The organism is Nocardia sp. XZ_19_231 (genome assembly GCF_015355705.1).
GTDB lineage: Bacteria > Actinomycetota > Actinomycetes > Mycobacteriales > Mycobacteriaceae > Nocardia > Nocardia salmonicida.
The window spans coordinates 161,048-179,245 of sequence record NZ_JACUZI010000002.1; the positions used below are offsets into that span (position 1 = coordinate 161,048).

14 protein-coding genes are annotated in these 18,198 nt (G+C 67.7%); 8 read left to right on the top strand and 6 right to left on the bottom strand.

From position 1 onward, the window contains the following. Positions 1-31: 31 nt before the first annotated feature. The 5 genes from IBJ82_RS07995 (at position 32) to IBJ82_RS08015 (ending at position 8,138) form a co-directional block, all read left to right on the top strand. Complete coding sequence (locus tag IBJ82_RS07995; protein ID WP_194825352.1) at positions 32-1,990, top strand: serine/threonine-protein kinase; 1,959 nt, start codon at positions 32-34, stop codon at positions 1,988-1,990. 79 nt (positions 1,991-2,069) lie between these two features. Then, a complete protein-coding gene (locus IBJ82_RS08000) occupies positions 2,070-3,236 on the top strand; it encodes a hypothetical protein (protein WP_194825353.1) in 1,167 nt (388 codons plus the stop codon). Positions 3,237-3,253: 17 nt separating this feature from the next. After that, positions 3,254-5,119 (top strand): serine/threonine-protein kinase, encoded by a 1,866-nt coding sequence (locus tag IBJ82_RS08005; RefSeq protein ID WP_194825354.1) that lies wholly within the window; start codon positions 3,254-3,256, stop codon positions 5,117-5,119. Next, positions 5,116-7,032 (top strand): protein kinase, encoded by a 1,917-nt coding sequence (locus IBJ82_RS08010; protein ID WP_194825355.1) that lies wholly within the window; start codon positions 5,116-5,118, stop codon positions 7,030-7,032. The genes IBJ82_RS08005 and IBJ82_RS08010 overlap by 4 nt, the downstream gene beginning before the upstream one ends. 56 nt (positions 7,033-7,088) lie before the next feature. Continuing rightward, positions 7,089-8,138, top strand: coding sequence for a Gfo/Idh/MocA family oxidoreductase (locus IBJ82_RS08015; protein ID WP_194825356.1), 1,050 nt, complete (start codon positions 7,089-7,091; stop codon positions 8,136-8,138). A 41-nt stretch (positions 8,139-8,179) separates the two neighbouring features. Here IBJ82_RS08015 and IBJ82_RS08020 read toward each other — a convergent pair whose 3' ends face one another. Both IBJ82_RS08020 and IBJ82_RS08025 read right to left on the bottom strand, forming a co-directional pair. Further along, on the bottom strand, positions 8,180-9,556 hold the full coding sequence (locus IBJ82_RS08020) for an FAD-binding oxidoreductase (protein WP_194825357.1): 1,377 nt from the start codon (positions 9,554-9,556) through the stop codon (positions 8,180-8,182). Positions 9,557-9,583: 27 nt separating this feature from the next. Continuing rightward, positions 9,584-9,946: a hypothetical protein gene (locus IBJ82_RS08025; RefSeq protein ID WP_194825358.1), complete on the bottom strand. Its 363-nt coding sequence runs from the start codon at positions 9,944-9,946 to the stop codon at positions 9,584-9,586. Between the two features lie 150 nt (positions 9,947-10,096). On the opposite strand from IBJ82_RS08025, the gene IBJ82_RS35190 reads away from it, so the two are divergent. Next, positions 10,097-12,976 carry a helix-turn-helix transcriptional regulator gene (locus IBJ82_RS35190; RefSeq protein ID WP_194825359.1) on the top strand — a complete coding sequence of 960 codons (2,880 nt, stop codon included), beginning with the start codon at positions 10,097-10,099 and terminating at the stop codon, positions 12,974-12,976. On the opposite strand, the gene IBJ82_RS08035 is transcribed toward IBJ82_RS35190, so the two are convergent. From IBJ82_RS08035 to IBJ82_RS08045, 3 genes are all read right to left on the bottom strand, one after another. Then, positions 12,977-13,246, bottom strand: coding sequence for a DUF4242 domain-containing protein (locus IBJ82_RS08035; protein ID WP_056822409.1), 270 nt, complete (start codon positions 13,244-13,246; stop codon positions 12,977-12,979). It abuts the gene before it with no gap. Positions 13,247-13,316: 70 nt separating this feature from the next. Further along, positions 13,317-14,852 carry a Rieske 2Fe-2S domain-containing protein gene (locus IBJ82_RS08040; RefSeq protein WP_194825360.1) on the bottom strand — a complete coding sequence of 512 codons (1,536 nt, stop codon included), beginning with the start codon at positions 14,850-14,852 and terminating at the stop codon, positions 13,317-13,319. Positions 14,853-14,953: 101 nt separating this feature from the next. Continuing rightward, entirely contained in the window at positions 14,954-15,844 is an 891-nt protein-coding gene (locus IBJ82_RS08045) for a hypothetical protein (protein ID WP_370585218.1), read from the bottom strand. Between the two features lie 200 nt (positions 15,845-16,044). Between IBJ82_RS08045 and IBJ82_RS08050 the strand changes: the two genes are divergently transcribed. Further along, positions 16,045-16,806 carry a lysophospholipid acyltransferase family protein gene (locus IBJ82_RS08050; protein WP_194825361.1) on the top strand — a complete coding sequence of 254 codons (762 nt, stop codon included), beginning with the start codon at positions 16,045-16,047 and terminating at the stop codon, positions 16,804-16,806. 32 nt (positions 16,807-16,838) lie between these two features. After that, complete coding sequence (locus IBJ82_RS08055; RefSeq protein WP_194825362.1) at positions 16,839-17,360, top strand: OsmC family protein; 522 nt, start codon at positions 16,839-16,841, stop codon at positions 17,358-17,360. 11 nt (positions 17,361-17,371) lie between these two features. Here the strand turns inward: IBJ82_RS08055 and IBJ82_RS08060 are convergent, their stop codons facing one another. Beyond that, entirely contained in the window at positions 17,372-18,163 is a 792-nt protein-coding gene (locus tag IBJ82_RS08060) for a helix-turn-helix domain-containing protein (protein ID WP_194825363.1), read from the bottom strand. Positions 18,164-18,198 lie beyond the last annotated feature (35 nt).

Consider the following 18,198-nt stretch of genomic DNA (forward strand, 5'->3'; position numbering starts at 1 on the left):
CCAGACGCCGAAATGCTAGGTTTCAGGCGAAATGCGGCCGGGTGATTCGGCCGGTCTGCCGGTGTGGCGGACAGGGAGTTGGGGGAGTACCGAATTGATCGATCCGCTGTCGACGAGTGAATCGCCGATGATCGGGCGCTACCGGGTGCACGGTGTGCTCGGTGCCGGCGGGATGGGTCGGGTAGTGCTGGCGACGGGGCCCGACGGCCGATTCGTCGCCATCAAACAGATTCATTCGCATCTGCTCGACGATCGTGAATTCCGGGCCAGGTTCGAGCGTGAGGTCGCCATCTCCGCCCGGGTGTCGGGAGCGTTCACCGCCGCGGTGGTCGACTTCGACACGGCAAGCGAAACGCCTTGGCTCGCTTCAGTGTTCATCGCGGGTGTGCCTCTGGACAAAGCGGTACGAGAGCTCGGCCCCCTGCCGGTCCCGGCGCTGCGGACGCTGGCCTCCGGAATGGCCTCCGCACTCCACTCGATCCACAGCACGGGCCTTGTGCATCGAGATCTCAAGCCCGCCAACGTGATTCTGGCCGCCGACGGACCGCGCGTGATCGACTTCGGCATCGCGCAGGCGGTCGGTACCGGTGCGCAGCTCACCGAAGTGGGTGCCGTGGTCGGCTCGCCCGCGTACATGTCACCGGAACAGGCGAACAGCGAACCGATCACCTCCGCGAGCGATGTCTTCTCGCTCGGCTCACTGCTGTGCATGGCTGCGACCGGAACGGCACCGTTCGCCGCGTCCTCCGCTCCCTACACCTTGTTCAACATCGTCCACAGCGAGCCGCAACTCGACCAGGTCCCCGCGCCGCTGCGCGACCTGATCGCGGGCTGTCTGGGCAAAGACCATAGGGCCAGACCGACACCCGCTCAGATCCTGGACTACCTGGGGGTCCTGCCCGTTCAATCGCAGCCGTGGCCCGCGCCTGTCCATGCCGAAATCGCAGCCCAGACACAGAAACTGGTCGCGCTGACCTCGGATCCCGAGGCGACGCAGATCATTCCGGTGCACACGCCGATCGCACCGCAGCCCGTCGAGGTTCCTGCCGAGAAGCGCCGGACCGCACTCCGGCTGGGAATCGTCGCGGCCACCGCGGTGGTGATCGCTGGAGCGATCACCACGGTTGTCCTGCGCGGCGGCGGGTCCGAGGCAACACCTCAGGACACGCCACAGGCGATACCGACCGCGACTCTCCCCGGCTTGGACCAGCTGCGTGGCACCGATGCGTGCACCTGGGTACCGCAGGCTCTCGGAGAGAGACTGCCCACCGAGGCCGCCGAGAAGGCATCGCCGGATGTCTCGGCTTGGCGCTGGCAGGCGACGTCGAGTTGGGGATGTGACGGCAACTCGGGTGGCGCGCGCATGGCCGTCGAGATCGGTGCCGCGCTGAACGGATTCGAATCCGGCAAGCAGGTGGTCAACGGCTACTCGATTGCCCGCCGCGGCGACGACTGCGTGTTCGCTGTCGAGGGCGGCGAGCAGGCCGCGCGCTGGGGAATCATCGTCGACACCTTCTCGCGCGGCGAATGCCGCCTTGCCGACCACGTCCTCGAGCGGCTCACCGCCTCGCTCGGCGAACTGCGTCCCGACACCGCCGCACAGAAATCGCTGTCATCGGTGGACCCCTGTGCCCTGGTAGACAATTCGGCCTTCGCTGCCCTCGGCCCCATCGTCGCGAAATCCGCGCACTCCTGCGAGTGGTCGGGTGACTCCACCGTGCGGATCACGTTGTCGCAGCCACGGCGACGAGCGACCTCCATGGGGGAGAAGGTGATCGATATCGGCGACGGTGTGCTGGTCGAGGATCTCGGCAGCGTGATGCTGGGGTTGAACGAATGCCGCCGGGTGTATCAGTTCCGCAAGGTCGGCGAGACCTTTCGCGAGGATGTCGAAGTGTCTGTCAGCAATGCGAACCTGCGCGAAGGGCAACTCTGCGCGATCGCCGATCCGCTCGTGAAGCAGGCGGTCGGCCGGTTGCCCGCGCGGTAGCGGCGCCGAACTTGCGGGTGATAGTTTCACGACAGAGTTCGGGAGGGGCCTGGCGTTCGACGCTGCGGTCGGAGGGGAAATGTACGTGCGTAATCGGTTGCGTTGGCTGGCGCCGTTGTTGTCGCTCACCCTGCTCACTGCGGCATGCGGTGACAACGCCGCACCCGATCATGGTGACTATGCCCTCGAACCGGTGGCGGGCGACTACGACGACACGCCGAACACGGTGCGCGGAACGCTGGTGGAATCCGTGCGCATCGGAGAGCGGTTGCTGCTCGCCGATCGCGTCGACCCGGAATTGACCAACGGCGACGGCGGCGGGCTGATCGTCGGCGTACACGGCGTCGACGATCTGCTCTCGGGCGTACAGCGGACCGCGCTCGAGCCGTTCGAGGTGCTGGCCGGCTACGGCGCGATCGCGAGCAACGGCCAGTCGGACAACGAATCGAAGCACAAGCTGCTGTCGATCGCGATCATGTCCTTGCCCGACGAGGCACAGGCGACGGCGGCCGCACAGGCGATGGCTGCCGCGGATTTCACCGCGAACACTGAGAACGCTCCACTAGCTCTCCCGGAATATCCTGCCGCACTGTCACATTGGCGACCCGGAGTGCCCACGGTCGGGAGCTGGCTGGTGTGGAAGAACCTGGTGATCAGGTTCTACGCCAAGATCATCGAGCCGAGCCCCGACCTGCTGACCGATCTGCTCACTCGGACTTACCGCGCACAGCTGGCCGAGCTCGGCACCTTCGTGCCGACGCCCGCCGCCGACGTGCCGAGGCTGAAACTCGACAGCGACAAGTTGCTCACCCATCTGGTGAAGACCGGCGACTACTGGCCCGACAAGTGGGATTTCATGGTCTACGGACCTCGGTCGTACGCCCTGCTGCGCGACGATCCGTCGGTCGTCCTGGGTGAGTTCGAACAGAGCTCGATCGACGCAATCGCGGTGTCGTACAACAAGTTCCTGTATCGCGCGCGTGACAGCGAAGCCGCGAAGACCTACGCCGACCTCGAGGAAAAGCGTTCGCTGGCTGCCGATTACACCCAGATGACAGGTCCGCCGGGACTCTCGGGTGCTTCCTGCTACCGCGCGGCGAGGGCGGACAACAGGTCGGTTGCCGCCCGGCGGTTCTCCTGCCTGGTGCGCCACAACGAGTTCGTGGTCCGCCTCTACAGCAACCAGGAAACCGATATTCGACAGCAGGCGGTCGCGCAGCACGCGCTTCTGAGCGGGTCGTGGTGAACACAGGAGGCGCGGCGATGAAACCGCTGGGTTCGCAGGATCCCGAACAGCTGGGCCGCTATCGCCTGCTTGCCGTGATCGGCCGGGGTGGCATGGGCCAGGTGCTGCTCGGCCAGGGCCAGGACGGCCGGTTGGTCGCGGTGAAGCAGATCCACCGCCAGTTCACCGGCAATCCGGAGTTCCGCGCCAGGTTCCGGCGGGAGGTGCTGGCGTCACAGCAGGTCACCGGCGCCTATACCGCCGGCGTGGTCGACCACGACGCCGACTCCGAAACGCCATGGCTGGCCTCGGAATACATCGCGGGTCCCGGCTTGCAGGACATGATCGGCGAGTTCGGCCGCCTCAACCTGAACGGGCTGAAACTCCTGGCCACCGGCTTGGCGATGGCGCTGCTCGAGATCCACCGCACCGGCCTGGTGCACCGCGACCTCAAGCCGAGCAACATCCTGCTCACCAACGACGGTCCACGCGTGATCGACTTCGGCATCGCCAGGGCACTCGAGGACGACATCAACCTCACCGCCACCGGCGCGGTGATCGGCTCGCCCGCGTATATGTCACCCGAGCAGGCCGAGTGTCGGTCGCTCACATCGGCTTCCGATGTCTTCGCAGTCGGTGCGGTCCTCGCGATGGCGGCCACCGGTGCGAGCCCGTTCGACGCGGCATCCACCCCGCAGGTCCTCTACAACGTGCTCTACAGCTCCCCGGACACCACCGGGATTCCGGAGCCGATCCGCGCGCTGGTCGATGCCTGCCTCGCCAAGGACCCATCGGCGCGACCGACCCCCGACCAGTTGCTCGACGCGGCGAGCCGGATCGACGCCGAACCCGTCTGGCCGGTCCGGATCCGCAGACGCATCGCCGACTGCCAGGCCGAGGCGGGTCGCTGGGCTGACGGAACCGCTTCTGCCGCAGCGTCGATCGCGCCCGAACAGCCGAAGCCGAAGTGGTCGCGACTGGTTCCCGTCGCCGCGGCGGTGTCGGCACTGGTGTTGTCCGCTATCGCGTTCTGGGGCGTCGGCGTCGAGGGCAACGCGGTGGCGATGGACGATCCGCCCCTGGCACTGACCCACGACGAATCCCGCCGTCTCGACATCTGCGCGCTGCTCGATCCGTCGGTGCTCGGTGAACTCGGTAGGGCGACAAGTGAAGTCGTCTCGGACAGCGTCGGTGGTTGCATGGTCGGATATAGCGATCAGGCCGGCCGCAAGATGTCTTTCAGCCTGAGTACCGGCGAGAGTGTCGCCGACGTGCGTGACGACAAACAGCCGATGGGTAGCACCATCAATTGGATGCCGGTGTTCGGACGATACAAGGAGTCCGCCTCCTGTGACCGGATGGTGGTGACGCAGAGCGGTTTGCCGATGGTGCTGAAGATGAGTGCGAGCACCTTTCCGCCCGCAGGGGACCTCTGCCCGGAGTCCGAACGCGCACTCGCGGCGGTGGTCCGGCGGCTGTCGGTCAATCCGCCGCTGCGGACCTACCCGCAGGGCTCGCTGCTGTCGCTCGACCCGTGCTCGCTGATCGACCTCGCGGCAACTCGTTCGTCGCTCGGTGACCTCGTGCGCTCATCGACTCCCCACGGCTGCACGATGACCGGTGCCAACGGCCTTTTCACAGTCGACGTCGCCGAGACCATCCGGCCGGACAATGTCACGAGCCGAAAGGCCCGTCCGACACGCACGATCGGGGAGCACACGGTCTATCTCGACGGCAGCGGTCCCACTTACTGCACTTTTATCCTCATGGTGATGCCGACCAAGGACGATCAGGCCGAGCAACTGCGGGCCTCGTACTACCCGAACACCCCGCAGGCCGACGGTAACTGCGAGACCGTCGCCGATTTGTTCGAACCCGTACTCGAGAAGTTGCCCCCATCATGACGATCCATCCGCCCGGTCCCAGCGATCCACCCACCATCGGCCGCTACCGAGTGCTCGGCACACTCGAGTCCGCAGCCGGATTCCGGTCCGTACTCGCCACCGGCCCCGACGACTCGTTGGTCGTCGTGCGACAGGCGCTACCCGAACTCCTCGACGAGCCCGAGTTCCGGATCAGGATGCGGCACAGCGCGATTGCCGCGATGCGTGTCACCGGATCCGCCAACACCACGGTGATCGACGTCGACGCCGATGCTGAGAAGCCATGGTTGGCATCGGCATTCGTTCCAGGTGTCGGCCTCGACACCGCTGTAGCCGAACACGGGCCACTGCCTGTGCCTGCCGTTCGCGCCCTGGCCGCCGCCTTGGCCTCGGCGCTGCGGACCGTGCATGCCGCAGGCCTCGTGCATCAGCGGATCCGTGCCGACACGGTGCTGCTGGCTCGGGACAGTGGCCGTCTCGGTGAAGTCGGTATCACCCCGGCCGCCGGAACCGCCACCGCGACGGCCATGGGCACGCCGGACTTCCTGTCACCGGAACAGTCGCTCGGGTATGAGCTGACGCCGGCTTCGGACGTGTTCTCCCTCGGTTCTGTCCTCGCTTTCGCCGCCTCCGGCGTCGCACCGTTCGCGGCACCATCGGTGCCGTACACGCTGTTCAACATCGCCCAGCGCGAACCCGATCTGAGCCGGGTGCCAGAGCCGCTGTTCGAGATGCTTGCCGCGTGCCTGCGCAAGGATCCGGCGGCCCGCCCCACTCCGGGGCAGATCCTGGACTATCTCGGTGCCCAGCCGAGCGGCCCGCCACCGTGGCCCGCCCCCGTAATCGATGACATCGGGCGCCAGCAGCACGAGATCTCGGCGCTGCTCGCCGCTTTGCCCGCGATCTCCGCACCGGAACCCGCACCTGGACGGCCCTTTTCGGTGGTCATGGCCGAGTCGGGTCGTGCAAGCGTCGAATACGGCAGGCGGGCACTGGAATCCGGGCGTCTTCGTTGGAGTACGGCGAACCCGAGGGCCCGGAGCGGCCTGGCAGGTGGACTGGCAGCACTGCTGGTAGCGCTCGTCGGGATCACGTACCTCGCGACACGCGAAGAAAGCGAGCCGGGACCGGTGACCGGGCTGACCTCGGCGCAGTTGCGACAGATCGATGCCTGCCCCTGGCTGGCCTCGGCCCTCGGCCACTCGGTGCCGGTCGCGCCGACACCACTGCCCGCGGATACCTGGGAGCTGAGTCTGTCCCCGAGCTGGGGGTGTACCGCCAGTTCCAACCGCTACGCCTTCTACCTGCATCTGGGGAAGGAGGACCAATACCTGACACCCAATAAGACAGTGGTAGAAGGGGTTCCGATTATCGACGGCAGCTCGGCGGGCTGTACGCGGGCCATCGCGAGCCCAGGCGCCGAGCGCGAATCCGGCATCGTCATCGTCCTCAGCAATCCGTCCGGGGTGAAGGAATGCGCGGGTATCGACTACATCGCGGCCAACCTCGCCCGTTCCCTGACGACCGCGCCGCGCGCCGAGGGCAGGGAGTCCTCGCTGGCCCTGCTGGAACCGTGCGTCCTACTCGACCGCGACGCCGTCGCCGAGAAGATCGGCGTCCTGCCACCCGAGCCCACGATCGCCGACGCGCACACCTGCCAGTGGGACGCGCGCGTGCGAGTCACCCTGGAGCTTGTCGGCACCAGTACGAGCACTACGGGCAAGGACCTGGAGATCGTCACGGTCGACGGGGTCCAGATGCATCTCGGCAAGGGCGGTTCGAAGGCCATCTGCTCCCGCGCGTTCCTGATGCCGGATGCCGGCAAGGAGACCATCGAGGTCTCGGTACACGGAAACGAGGAAATCCGCGACGAGATGTGCGCGATCGCCTCGTCCCTCCTACGACAGGCGGTCGGGAAACTGCCCGAGCGCTGAGTCGGGCCCGGCTACGGTGAGTACGCGATTCCGCAGACCACCACGAAAGGGCAGCCATGGACCAGCTCGGAGTAGCGGTAGTCGGATACGGCCTGGCCGGGTCGGTGTTCCACGCGCCGCTCATCGCCGCCGATCCGCGGATGCGAGTGGCCGCGGTGGTGACCTCATCGGAGGAACGGGCCGCACAGGCGCGGGCCGAGCATCCGGGAGTGCGGGTGTGGAAGTCGGCGCAGGAGATGTTCGTCGAGGACGAGGATGTCGATCTCGCGGTGATCGCCACGCCGAATCGCTCGCACGCGCCGCTGGCGTTGCAGGCGCTGGCCGCCGGGTTGCCGGTGGTGGTGGACAAGCCGTTCGCGGTGACGGCGGCCGATGCCGAGGAAGTGGTCGAGGCTGCGGCGCGGGCCGACCTGCCGTTGAGTGTTTTTCAGAATCGTCGCTGGGACAACGATTTTCTGACTGTGCGTGCGCTGATGGATGCCGGTGAGCTGGGTGAGGTCCGCCGGTTCGAGTCCAGGTTCGAACGGTGGCGGCCGGTTCCCAAGGGGGGTTGGCGCGAAGTCGGCGATGCCGAGGACGGCGCGGGCATCCTGTTCGATCTCGGCAGTCACCTGGTCGACCAAGCTCTGACGCTGTTCGGCCCGGTCACCGAGGTCTACGCCGAACTCGATCGCCGCCGCCCTGATGTCAAAGCCGACGACGACGCCTTCATCGCTCTCACCCACGCCAACGGCACCCGGTCGCAATTGTGGATGAGTGCCGTTGCGCCGCAACTGGGTCCGCGTCTGCGCGTGCTCGGATCCGCCAACGGCTACACCGTGTCCGGCCTCGACCCCCAGGAAGACGAACTACGCGCAGGCCGCCGCCCGGACGACGGAAAACCCTGGGGCACAGTCGCGCCCGAAAAGTGGGGCACCTTCGGCGCGGGCGAGGAGCTGCGCCCGATCCCCACTCTCCCCGGCGACTACCCCGCCTTCTACGCGGGAATGGCCGCCGCCCTGCTCGACGGAGCTCCGGTACCGGTCGACCCCCGCGACGCCGTGGAAACCCTGCGCATCCTCGAATACGCCCGCCACGTAGCGGAACCCGCCGATCTCACTTCTTGATCACCGGCACCGCCCCTTGATGTTTCGCAGGCATCCGGCGGCTACTGCGCCGGTGCGATGTTCTGGTTCAGGTGGAACAGGTTGGTCGGGTCGTAGGTCTTCTTGATGGTGGCCAGACGGTCGAAGTTGGGGCCGTAGTTGGCGCGGATGCGGCCCTGGTCGTCGGAGGCCATGAAGTTGATGTAGCCGCCGTCGGCGGTGTGCGGCTCGAGCGCGGAGTGGTAGTCGCGCACCCACTTGATGTTGGCTTCGTTGTCGACCGGATCCGGCCACATACCGGCGATCACGGGGGCGAAATTCGCGGTGCGGTACGCGAACGCGGTGTCGTCCACCGCGACATCCTGCACGGCGCCGTCGATCGGGTAGAGGTGCATGGTGGACTGCACCGCGGGCACGCGCGGGCCGAACTCGAGGTGGGCGGCGAGGGCGCCGTCGGTGAGTTCGGGTTGGAACGCCGCTTTCCAGTAGTGCTGGAGGCCCGGGGGCAACAGCCCGTCGAAGGCGCTGTTGAGGGCCGGGTAGGGCATTCTGCCGACGTGCTCGGCCACCGGTGTCGCGACCGCCCGCAAGTCCGCGAGCAGCGCTTCGGCGTCTTGGTCGGTGCCGTTGAAGCAGGACACCAGGAGTATGAACGGCTCGCCGACGCGTTCCGGGGGGATGAACGGCAGCGGCGGCGCGATCTGGAAGCCGGGAAAGGCGCCCATCGCGCGTGGTGCCGCGGCGATCCAGTCGCGGTAGGTCCGCAACAGTTCTTCGGCGACGTCGAGCTCGAAGAACATGGGCCCGCCGTAGATCGTGTCCACCGGGTGCAGGGCGAACTCCATTTCGGTGACCACACCGAAGTTGCCGCCGCCGCCGCGCAGCGCCCAGTACAGATCGGGGTGTTCGGTCGCGTTCGCGGTCACGAAGGATCCGTCGGCCAGCACCACATCGGCGGACCGGAGGTTGTCGATGGACAACCCGTAGGCGCGGGCGAGGTAGCCGATGCCGCCGCCGAGGGTCAGGCCGGTGACTCCGGTGGTCGAGATGATGCCGCCGGTGGTGGCGAGCCCGAAGGAGTGCGCGGCATGGTCGAAGTCACCCCAGTCGCAGCCGCCCTGTACGCGGGCCGTCCGCTGCTCCGGGTCGATGCGGATGCCCTTCATCGCGCTGAGGTCCAAGACGATGCCGTCATCGACGGTGCCGAACCCCGGCACGCTGTGGGCGCCCGCACGGATGGCGAGGTCGAGTCCGCCCTCGCGGGCGGCATCGACGGTGACGCGCACGTCGGTGACGTCGACCGCGCGGACGATCGCGAGGGGTCGGCGGTCGATCATCGCGTTGTACACCGAGCGAGCCTCGTCGTAGACGGGCGACTGTGCGGTGATCACCTCGCCGCGGACCGCTTCGAGCATGGTCAGTACTGGTGTGCCGTTCATTGTCGCTCCCTGGACGGGTCGGATCGGTCAGCTGAACAAGCGCAGTGCGTGATCGTGGAACTGGCGCATCGGCGCCACGGGGCCGACCTCGAGGAAAACGGCTCCGTCGGCCGAGGTCGCGGTGTGCCCGGCAGGCCAGTAGTAGACCTCGCCCGCGCTCGCGGTCTCCACCGTGCCGTCGGCGTGCTCCAGCCGCAGCGACCCCTCGAGCACGATTCCCCAGTGCGGTGAGGGACAACGGTCATCGGGCAGGCCCTGCAGCACAGGACCGAAGTCGGTCCCGGCAGGCACCCGGGCGTGCCGGACAGCCATGTCACCCAACTCGATATACCGGGTTTCCATCTCGCCCTGGGCGACTTCGATGGGCAGATCCTCGATCGGCGTTGCCATGGTGTGCTCCTTCGCGGCGGGCGCTGTGGTTCTTCTGACGGTACGAAGAACCGGGTGCGTGCACCTGACCTGATCTGACCGAATCGGCACGATGGTGAGGGGGTCAGATCGGACTATTCGCTGGTCATAGAATCCGGCTATGGTCGACAAGTGACGGAATCGGCTTCGCCGAGCAGCGGCACCGACTTCGTCGGTCGGCGTGCCGAAGTCGAGCGGCTCGAAGCCGTCTGGGCGGCCGTCGAGAGCGACCGGCGCCAGGTCGTCTTCGTGGGTGGGGAGCCCGGCGTCGGCAAGACCAGATTGGTCGCCGAGGCCGCCGCCGCGCTGCGTCCCCACGCCACGGTGCTGTGGGGCGCGTGCCGCGAAGATCTCGACATCGCCTACCGGCCCTTCGTTGGGATCCTCGAACAAGCACTCGAGCAGTTGCCGCCGGAGGTGTTGACCGACATCGCGCCCACGGCGGCGGCCCCGCTGCGACGCCTCACCGCGAGCGTGTCGCGGTACTGGCCGACCGCGGAACCGATTCCCGGCGGGCCGGACTCGCGGCCCGCCCTGTTCGACGCCGTGTTGCGGGTATTGCTGGCGACCGTCGAGCGACGCCCGCTGGTGCTGGTCCTCGAGGATCTGCACTGGGCCCAGGAACCGACCCTGGCGATGCTCACCCATCTGGTCGAGTCGACGGCAGGCGAGCGACTACTGGTGCTGGCCACCCGCCGGACCACCGCCCCTGATCTCACCGACGCGGTCAGCTTCGCCCTCGCCGATCTGCACCGCCTCGACGGCGTCGCCCGGATGGACCTGGTCGGCCTGAGTACCGAGGACGTGGCCGAATACCTCGTCCGAGCGGCCGGGGTGTCGCCCGGCTCGGCGAGATCGGCCGCGCCGGTGCTGCGCGATCACACCGGCGGGAATCCGTTCTTCCTTCAGGAATATTGGCACGACCTGGCGAATCGCGGCGGCCTTGCCGCGGTTCGTTCCGGCGTCGCCGCGCCGCGCTCGGTCCAGGACGCGCTCGCCCGCAGGCTCGCGGTGGTCGATGTCGACCACGCGCGAGTGATCGAGCTGGCCGCGGTGGCGGGCGACGCTGTAGATCCCGCGCTCGTGGCCGACGTGCTCGGCCCGACCGAGGTCCTCGCGGGGATCGACTTCGGCGTGCGCGCCGGACTCCTCGTCGCGGACGCCGCCGACGGTGAGTACCGCTTCGCGCATGCCCTGGCTCGCCAGGCCGTGCTCGACCGAATGTCGTCGAGCAATCTCGCGGCGGCGCACGCCGGGGTCGCGCGGGCGATCGAAGCGCGGGATCCAGCACTAGTCGTCGCGCTCGCGCACCATTATTTTCGGGCTCGCGCCGGCGGTTACGCGGACAAAGCGGTGCACTATCTCGTGCTCGCCGCCCACCAGGCCGAGCGGGGTATCGCCCACCGCGAGGCCGCGGTGCTCTACGAGCGCGCGGCGCAGGTGCGGGTCGCGCAGGGCCCGACGCGGGTCGAGCTCCTTTCGGCGGCAGCGCGTTGCCACATGCACGGCGGTGACTTCTCCACGGCTAGAAGGCTTTACGAAGATCTTTCCGCCGACGAGGACCCCCGCGTCCGGCTGACGGCCGCCATCGGGCACGAGGACGCGTCGTGGCGACCCTCCGCGAATGGTCAGCGTTCGCTGGCACTGCTGCGCGAGGCGCTCGCCGCCGCCGACCTGGATCACGACGATCCGCTGTCGGTGCGCGCCGGCGCGAGTATGGGGCGGGCCGCCGCGTTCACCGGCGATTCCCGGCAGGCTCGACAGATCGGCGAGGACGCACTGACGCGCGCCAGGGCTCTCGGCGACGAGGAACTGCTCGCGCACGCGTTGAGTACGACATTGTGGCAGGGCTTGCGCCCCGACTTGGCGCCTGAGCTGCTGGCCAGAGCAGTCGAGCTCAACGAGATCGGCGCGCGCCTCGGCGACGACGACCACCGCGGTCCCGCCGCCTTCCACCGGGCGTTATTCGCCTACCTGCTCGGTGACGAGCCCGCCTGGAGCAGCGCCCAGCGTGATCTGACCGAGCTGGCGCTCGCTCGCGGGCAGCCGTTCTTCCGCTATGTCGCCGGGTGCTCCCGCTGCGCGCACCGGTACGCGGTCGGCGACTTCGCGGGCACCGAGCGCATCATCGAATGGCTCGACGACCAGTTCACCCACGAGTTCGGCGGCGCCACCGAAGGCTCCTGGGGCGTACAGCAATTCATGCTCCGGCGGGTCACCGGTGGCCTGGAACAGGTCCGCCCGCTCATCACCGGCGCAGAGAGCTTCGACGACCACTGGTTGCCGGGCCTGCTCGCCCTGTACACCGAGCTGGAGATGTGGCCGCCCGCCGCCCGCCTGCTGACCCACCTGTGCGCCCGGCTCGACGATTACCGTTCCGGCGCGCAATGGGCCGCGGTACTGGCTTTCGCGACCGAGGCGGCGGTCCGGCTCGACGACACCGTGGCGGCGGTGACGTTGCGACCGTTGCTGGCCGAATACGCCGGGGCCAACCTGATGGCGGGCGCGAGCGTCGCGGTGTTCGGCAGCGCGGATCGCTATCTCGCCGAGCTCGACTCCGTGCTCGGCGCGCAGACCGCCGACCAGAACTTCGAGCGTGCCCTGGCCATGGACCGGCGGATGGGCGCGGTGACCCACCAGACCGAAACGCTGGCGGCCTGGAGTAGGCACCGTCTCCGTACCCCCGACGCCGTGGCAGGCCCTTCCGCGGCCGACCTCGCCACCGAGGCGCGCGCGTTGGCACGGCGGATCGGTCACCGCCGCATCCTGCGAGACCTCGACGCCGACCCGGCGCCGCATACCGACCACGTGCCGTTGCCGAACGGACTGACCGATCGCGAGGTCGACGTACTTCGCCTCGTCGCCGACGGCCTGTCCAACCGGGAGATCGGCGAACGGCTGTTCATCAGCGCCAATACCGCCGCCAACCACGTGCGCAGCATTCTGATCAAGACCGCGGCACCCAATCGCACCAGGGCCGCGATCTTCGCCACCGAGCACGGGCTGCTCTAACTACATCGAGGCGAAGGTGCCGTCCGGCGTGATCGTGCCGGACAGTTCCATGATCGCGTCGGCGGGGATTCCCGCGCGAACCGCCGCGGCGCGGATCGCGTCGACGTTGTCCGCCTCGTAGAGACAGAACGTCTTGCGTTTGTCCGAGGACAGGAAGGAGCTGAGCCAGCGCACCCCGGCCTCGTCATTGATCCGGTTGATCTCCGCGGCCGTCTCCGGGGCGACCTCCAGCTGTTCGGCGAAGTGCCGCTCCACCATGAATATCGGCATCGACTGTGCCCTTCATCGTGTTCTGTCCCCGAACTCAAGCTACCTCGGTCGCCGTCCCCGGTTCAAGGTTTCAGAGCTTGCGCGAGCGCAGTTCGTGGCCCTTGGAGGTCTTGCAGCGGCCCGACTCCAGGTCCCACTGCCAGCCGTGCAGGTTGCAGGTGAGGTTGTTGCCTTCCACCACACCGAATTTGGAGAGGTCGGCCTTGAGGTGGGGGCAGCGGCGCTGGACTTCCCAGCCCTCGAGTTCGGTGACGGCGGAGTCGTCGTGTGCCTCGGAGAACCAGCCGTCGGCGTAGGCGATCCGCTCGTCGGTGAGGCACTTGAAGAAGGTGTAGAGGAACTCGTTGTAGCCGCCGATGCGCCACGCCTGGAAGCGGGTGGACAGGAAGATCGTGTTCACCCAGTCCGGCTCGTTGTCGCGCAGCACGGTGCGCACCAGTTCCGGGGCGATACGGAAGCCGTAGCGGTAGCGGCCTTCGCCTTCCAGCGGCGCGCGCACGGTGCGGTGCGGGAAGTCCAGAACGATGGTCTCCTCGCCGACCACCAGGCCGACGGGGTAGCCGATGCCGTCGCTGATCAGCGCGCTCTGCTTCATGATCGGTTCGAACAGCTCACGCAGCGGCTCGAGCAGCGAACCCTCGCCGGTCTCCCACGTCGCCTTCTCCGCGGCCAGCACCGGCGCGAAACGCTGCGCCATCTCCTCGATGTAGGCGGCCTTGTCGCCGTAGATCCGATCCGGGTCGAACGGGTGCGCGAGGTCGAGTTCCTTGCCACGCACATCGGCGACCGAACCGGGGATCATCAGGATCCCGCCGGGGTTGCCGTGGATGCTCATCTGATCGAGGAACACGATCTGATCAGGGAAGATGTTGCCTTCGTCGCCGCGATCGTCGTTGAGATAGCGCAGCTCGGAGTCGAGGAACACCGGCGGACCTGCCGACGGCACCACCCAGGTCGCGCCGACCTGCTCGATGTAGGAGCGCGCGCGATCCATCCCGCGCTGACGCTTCTGCTTGCCGAAGTTGGCCTTGGTCCGCGCCGGGATGTCGTACACCGCCGGGTACCAGATCGCGCCCGAGTACTGCAGCAGGTGGATGTCGATCTCGCCGAACGCGTCGTGGATGACGTCCATATCCACCGGACGGGCGTCGTTCATGTTGAAACAGGTCGTCTCACCGTCGGAAATGAGAATGCCGGAGTCACCGATCGGGCCGTCGGCGGGCGCGCGCAACGCCACGATCATGATGTCGACGGAGCCCTTCGGCCCGGTGATCGTGTGCTTGACCGAGTCCTCGGTCTCGAAGAACTTGGTGAACCCGAGCGCCTCGAGCTCACGGCGCAGGTCGAGCACCGGGTAGTCGGGCAGCAGGATCGTCGCGTCCTTGTTGACGTACTTCGCCAGGTGCGCGGCGTCGAAGTGGTCGCGGTGCAGGTGCGAGACGTAGAGATAGTCGACATCGCCGAGGGACTCCCAGTCGAGCTGAGAGTTGTCCGGGAACGGGAACCACGACGCGAAGTACGCGGGGTTGACCCAGGGATCGCACAGGATCGTCCCGGCCTCGGTTCGGATATGGAAGCCGGCGTGTCCGACGCTGGTGATCTGCACGAGCTGTTTCCTCCTACCAGGATCTGATTCGCCGGATCTATGGCGAGCTACCGCCTCAGGCCCCCTGACTGCTTCGGCGTACCAGCCAACCAGGGTAGTGGCTAAATCGTTACGTCACCGATGCAATAGCCCTCAGCGGTCGCGACAACGGTGAAAGTGCGTGTCCGCGTGCCCCCGGGAGAGGTGGTCACAGGGACGTGAACTGCCAGGTAGTCGCCACGAACCTGGTCGGATCGTAGCTCCTCACCGGTGAAGGAGGTGACATTGCCTACTTTGCCCGAGTCGCCTGTCAGGGGGGCTGCTGTGGGGTTGCCGGTGCCCTCGGGATCCCAATTGGCGGGAGAGGCCTTGCAGGTCAGTGGATGGTCTGCTTCGATGTCGGCCGCATCGAGTGGTTTGCCGGTGGCGCGAGCGAGGTAGCGGCGAACGGTGTGGCGCGCGTCGGCATCGTCGTAACCGGGCTCGACGCCCGCCGCGGACACCCTGCCGCAGGCATAGCCGGACGCGACGGATTCACGGTCGACGGTGACGGTGGTGGTTCGGTTACGCCAGGTCACGGTGTCGGCGGTCGCGGCGCCCGGTGCGGCGAGGGCGGCCAGCACCGACTGCGGGTCGGCGTACATCTCGGCGACGGTGGCAGGGGGAATGGTCCAGCAGTTGTCCTGGAGCTCCTTCACCGTGCCGTTTTGTAGGTCGGCCGCCCAGCGGCGCACGGCGGTGACGGCATCGGCATGGCCTGCGACGGTGCCGACCTGCGGTGCATCGGGGGGGAGTGGACTGTTCGGCGCCGGTTCGCCGGGTGCGATGGCCTGGGTCGCCGTAGTCGTCGGCGCGGCTGACGTGGTGGACGCGGTAGTGGTTTCCTCGACCGGATCGCCCGGGATGCCCGACACCGAGTCGCACCCGGTGACCAGGGCCGCGACGGCGAGTCCGGCGACCAGCGCGTAGGCGCGGCGAGTCGTAGCGATCGGGGTCGACTGAGCGCGTTCCACTTCGACGTTCCTCAATTCCTAAGCCGTGGCACCCGCGTGCGATGCGGGCGGTGACTGTCGGGGCGAGCGGACTCGCCGGGTGTAGACCGGTGTGCGCGAAGCGGATTGGCTGCGCGGGCGAACGCCGCGATTCTACGGTGACCGGGCCCACCGAATGCACCCCTGCCGACGAGGAGATCTGCGACTACGCTTGCCTAATTGTGGAACCCCTCTACTTCTCGATCATCGGCGTGGCCCGAACACTATTCTTCCTCGAAGGTCTGAAGTTCACCGTCAAGGGAGCGGAGAACATCCCCGCAACCGGCGGCGCCGTGCTTGCGGTCAACCACACCGGCTACATGGACTTCACCTACGCGGGTCTGCCCGTGCGCACCCCTCGTCGCTACATCAGGTTCATGGCCAAGCAGGAGGTGTTCGACAACAGCATCTCCGGCCCGATCATGCGCACCCTCAAGCACATTCCGGTCGACCGCACCGCGGGCGCCGACTCCTACCAGTCGGCGGTGCAGTACCTGCGCGACGGCGAGCTCGTCGGCGTCTACCCCGAGGCCACGATCAGCCGTAGCTTCGAGATCAAGGAATTCAAGTCCGGCGCGGCCCGCATGGCGCTGGAAGCCGAGGTGCCGATCATCCCGATCACCATCTGGGGCGCTCAGCGCGTGTGGACCAAGGGCTTCCCGAAGCGTCTCGGCCGCACCAACACCCCCATCTCGATCGCCGTCGGCGCCCCCATCCAGCCCTACGAACCCGTCGCCGACCTCACCGCGCAACTCCGCTCCACCATGCAGGAAATGCTCGCCGAACTGCAGGAATCCTACGAACACGAGCCCGGCGCCTACTGGGTCCCGAAGCGGCTCGGCGGCAGTGCCCCGACCCTCGAAGAGGCCACCGCGCTCGACGACGCCGAAGCGGCCGAACGTTTCGCCCGCAAGGCCGAGAAGACGCAGGAGACCGAAGGCTGACGTTCGCCCTCGCGCGGGCATACGCTCGATAGATGACCACCGCGGCGGAGTTGAAGGCCCTGCAAGCTCCGGTGAAACAGCGCTACCGGGACGACCCGGCCGCCGCGGTCACCGCGCTGCGCGGTGCGGGCGCGTTCACCGACCCCGGCATCACCTGCACGGTGCGAACCTTCGCCGGCCCGGTCCGCGCGGGCCTGCACCGCGCCACCGGCGGTGACGACACCGATGCCTGCTCGGGCGACATGCTGCTCGAAGCGGTGGCGGCCTGCGCCGGGGTGACCTGCCGCAGCGTCGCCACCGCGATGGGCCTGCCGCTGACCGGCGCCGATGTCGAGGCGACCGGCTCGTTCGACGCCACCGGCACCCTCGGCATCGATCGCACGGCTGAAGTCGGGGTTTCGCCGATCGCCGTGACGATCTCCGTCACCACCTCGGAGGCAGTCGACGACACTGCTCTGGGCAAGCTCGCCGACCTCACCGAGCGCTACTGCGTGGTCGGCCAGAGCCTGCGGCATCCGCCGACGATCCGCGTGGTGCGCACTCCCACGCCGTGATCGCGAACCACTCAGCGTGGCATCTGGCAGCGGGTCGGTGCGGGGAGCTTGCCGCGCAGGTAGGCGGCGGGTGGGACGCCCATCAGGGTGCGGAAGTCGGCGGTGAGGTGGGATTGGTCGTAGTAGCCGGTGTCCGTGGCCAGGTGCGACCACGGGGTGTTGCCCGCAACGGCGAGCACGCGGCGCAGGCGTTGGATGCGGGCGAAATGCTTGGGGGACAGGCCGATTCCCGCTGTGAACAGGTTGCGTAGCTGGCGTTCGCTGACGGCCAGCTGGGCGGTGAGTTCGGCAAGTGCGGGGGCATTGTCGGCGGTGAGCGCGGAAATCGCCTCGCGAAGAACGATCCGGTGCGCGCGTTCCGTAGGTGATTCCGAGACATGCTGCGGCAGTTGCTCTTCCAAGTAGGTGATCGCCTGCTCGGTCGGCAGCTCTATCAGTTCCGACGCGAAACCACCTAGCGGACCCGGTAATTCGTCGAGGCTAAGGACCCGGTCGGTGAGTTCCGTGGCGGCGACGCCGAGGAGCTGACGTGTCACACCCGGTTCCAGCCGCAGCCGCACGCAACCGGCTGGCTCATCGGGTCGCGAGTAGGACGCCTTCGTCTGCGCGCCGACGACGAATGCTCTACTGCGGCCAGATTGTTCGGTGCGCAGCACCACCGTGGTGGTCGCCGCGGGAGGATGCGTGAACGGCTGAGCGAGATCGTCGAACACCGGTGTGCTGGTGAGTTCGGTGAGCCAGGGGCGCAACGATTCCGGTGTCGTCACGGGGGTCTCGATGTGCGCCGAGGTCAGATACTCCACCTGATCGACTGTAGGCGTCGCGAGCCGCGATGTCC

What these genes read in the sequence shown, in the direction of transcription:
- IBJ82_RS07995 (WP_194825352.1), top strand. Translation starts at nt 32, where the DNA reads ATGCGGCCGGGTGATTCGGCCGGTCTGCCGGTGTGGCGGACAGGGAGT.
- IBJ82_RS08000 (WP_194825353.1), top strand. Translation starts at nt 2,070, where the DNA reads ATGTACGTGCGTAATCGGTTGCGTTGGCTGGCGCCGTTGTTGTCGCTC.
- IBJ82_RS08005 (WP_194825354.1), top strand. Translation starts at nt 3,254, where the DNA reads ATGAAACCGCTGGGTTCGCAGGATCCCGAACAGCTGGGCCGCTATCGC.
- IBJ82_RS08010 (WP_194825355.1), top strand. Translation starts at nt 5,116, where the DNA reads ATGACGATCCATCCGCCCGGTCCCAGCGATCCACCCACCATCGGCCGC.
- IBJ82_RS08015 (WP_194825356.1), top strand. Translation starts at nt 7,089, where the DNA reads ATGGACCAGCTCGGAGTAGCGGTAGTCGGATACGGCCTGGCCGGGTCG.
- IBJ82_RS08020 (WP_194825357.1), bottom strand. Translation starts at nt 9,556, where the DNA reads ATGAACGGCACACCAGTACTGACCATGCTCGAAGCGGTCCGCGGCGAG.
- IBJ82_RS08025 (WP_194825358.1), bottom strand. Translation starts at nt 9,946, where the DNA reads ATGGCAACGCCGATCGAGGATCTGCCCATCGAAGTCGCCCAGGGCGAG.
- IBJ82_RS08035 (WP_056822409.1), bottom strand. Translation starts at nt 13,246, where the DNA reads ATGCCGATATTCATGGTGGAGCGGCACTTCGCCGAACAGCTGGAGGTC.
- IBJ82_RS08055 (WP_194825362.1), top strand. Translation starts at nt 16,839, where the DNA reads ATGACCACCGCGGCGGAGTTGAAGGCCCTGCAAGCTCCGGTGAAACAG.